The sequence below is a fragment of the Streptomyces polyrhachis genome (assembly GCF_042663125.1).
GTDB lineage: Bacteria > Actinomycetota > Actinomycetes > Streptomycetales > Streptomycetaceae > Streptomyces > Streptomyces polyrhachii.
Map to the genome: position 1 here is coordinate 1 of NZ_JBHSZO010000100.1, position 531 is coordinate 531.

General features: G+C 65.3%; 1 protein-coding gene. It reads left to right on the top strand.

Annotated features, from left to right (window positions below; genetic code table 11):
• Positions 1-92: 92 nt before the first annotated feature.
• The coding region (locus ACFQLX_RS25745) for a transposase family protein (protein ID WP_386418942.1) at positions 93-531 on the top strand (439 nt) is incomplete at its 3' end.

A 531-nucleotide genomic window follows, 5' to 3' on the forward strand; every position in this document is an offset into this window, starting at 1 on the left:
CTGCTGTGCTGAGGAGTTGGGCTGGCGCATGAGTGAAGCCCCTGGTAGACGGGTTCACGACCAAGATTCCCTCGCCCGACCAGAGGCTTCGTGTGCTTGTCTACCCGTGCGGACTGGACGTGTCCAGCCGATCCCTTCGTTTCCCTGCAGCTCGTCTTCGTGAGCACCACCACCGGATCGGTAGCCGCTGGCGTCGGCTCCCGGCCGGCCGTCAGGCGCTTTTGACGCTGGCGCACCTGCGGCACGGAACAACGTATGCCCAGCTCGCGGCCGGTTTCCGGGTCGGGACCAGTACCGTCTACCGCTACATCCGCGAGGCCGTCGACCTGCTGGCCGCACTCGCACCGACCCTCACCGAAGCGATGAAGACCGCCTCCACCAAGGCGTTCGTGATCCTCAACGGCACACTGCCGCCGATCGACAGGATCGCCGCCGACCGACCCCTCTTCTCCGGGAAACACAAGAAGCACGGTATGAACGTGCAGGTCATCACCGATCCGTTCAGTCGTCTGCTGCGGGCCTCGCCCGCAC